The sequence below is a fragment of the Sphingobium indicum BiD32 genome (genome assembly GCF_000382885.1).
In the GTDB taxonomy this organism is placed as follows: Bacteria; Pseudomonadota; Alphaproteobacteria; order Sphingomonadales; family Sphingomonadaceae; genus Sphingobium; species Sphingobium japonicum_C.
This window is the reverse complement of the sequence record NZ_CAVK010000018.1, coordinates 1-1,603: the sequence shown is the minus strand read 5'-3', so window position 1 is coordinate 1,603 and position 1,603 is coordinate 1. Positions and strand designations below refer to the sequence as shown.

The 1,603-nt window shown below is 59.8% G+C and carries 1 protein-coding gene; it reads right to left on the bottom strand.

The window, feature by feature from the left end; translation table 11 throughout:
- Positions 1-308 precede the first annotated feature (308 nt).
- Positions 309-1,526, bottom strand: coding sequence for an IS110 family transposase (locus EBBID32_RS02145; protein ID WP_006949835.1), 1,218 nt, complete (start codon positions 1,524-1,526; stop codon positions 309-311).
- Between the last annotated feature and the right edge of the window lie 77 nt (positions 1,527-1,603).

Genomic DNA, 1,603 nt, shown 5'->3' with positions numbered 1-1,603 from the left:
CTTATATGAGGATTGGCAAGAGTGGCGATGATCAAGGCGACAAATTGGGGTACCTTCCTGTGCTGTATGCGATTCAGGGCCTGAGCTCAGTTGCGTGACGCGGGTCGTTGCCGAGCCCTATCCAACTTATATGCGGTCAGCGATGTAAGGCGCTGCACCATGATCCCGCTTGCGGCGGGCAAGAGCTCAGGGTCGACGAAGCCATTCTGGGAAATCGGCAGTTGATGCCATCGGCTCATTCGGTTCGTCTGCCCTGCATCTACCGGGACTGATCGGGTTCCGGAAGATCCTTCAGATCTGGTGCGGCGTCAGGCTGCTTTTACGACGGTCCCTTCGATAACCACACCAGCATTGACGTATTTCCAGAGCGCCACCAGCAGCTTGCGGGCGAGCGCAACGATTGTCGTTTTCTTCAGACGACCGCCGTTCTGGGCCACACGGGCCTTGAACCAACCTGTGAGTGCCGAGGAGGGCTGATGGCGCACCCACAGCCAGGCCAGCTGGATGAGAGTCGTGCGCAATCTTGGGTTGCCCGCCTTGGACACGCCCTGGTCGTGATCGACCTTGCCACTTTGCCAGTGTGAAGGCGCAAGCCCTGCGTAGGACGCGACCTGTCGGCGATTGTCAAACTGACGAGACAGCCCCTCGTGCCACAGTACGGATGCAATTTCCGGCCCGATGCCTTTCAACTGTAGCAACATCACGGGCACCGATGGTGCCGGTGATGACGGCTCTACCGCGGACACCAAATTGTTTGTATAGGTCGTGGCAGCGGGATGTGGCGCAGCAAGCAAAGCATCCCGCGCCTCCTCGCACGCCTTGATCTGCAGTATCACCAATTCGAGACGGTCGAGTTCGCGACAGATCTGCGCCTTAAGTTGGGCAGGAAGCGGCCGTCCATCACCAGTCTGAAGCTCGTCCAGCCGTTTGCGTCGGTCCTGGCGGAGCGGCCGATAGCCGTGGACACCCTGTCCGAAGAGCAACCCCTTGATTCGATTGACGTGGCGAGTGCGCTCGATCGTCAGGGACTTGCGCTCGCGGGAAACGCGACGGCGATCCTCCTCTTCCGGCGTCGGTGCCCGCACCATCGCACACACCCGGGGGTCGCCGCGTTTGTACGCCAACAGTGCGCGCACCAGCATCTCGCCATCAATTCTGTCGGTCTTGACGCGACGCTTGCGCCGCGAGACCGCAATCGAGGCAGGGTCTACGACGTGGCTTTCGATCCCCTCGGCTTCGAGCACACGATGAACCCAGAAGCCGTCTAGCCCGGCTTCCTGAATGACCACGAGCGGAAAAGCCCGTCCGGTGCGAGCCTCAGCCTTGCGTTGCAACTCGGCAAAACGGGTAAGCATGCCGGCAACGTCGCTAGCGGGAAGCGAGAACTTCGAAAGCTTTTCGCCACCTCCCGGTGACAGCGAGGTAATCAGCCATTTCGATTGGCTGAGTTCCAGCGAGATGAAAATCGCGCTAAGGTCGACACGAACGGCGGGCTGCGCTTCGGGACGGTGGACTGCAATGGTCATGCTGATCTCCAGAACGGTTTTTTAGCGAGAACACTCTGGCAGAGCACCGCACGCTGTTCACTTCCTCATAGGATCTG

What these genes read in the sequence shown, in the direction of transcription:
- EBBID32_RS02145 (WP_006949835.1), bottom strand. Translation starts at nt 1,526, where the DNA reads ATGACCATTGCAGTCCACCGTCCCGAAGCGCAGCCCGCCGTTCGTGTC.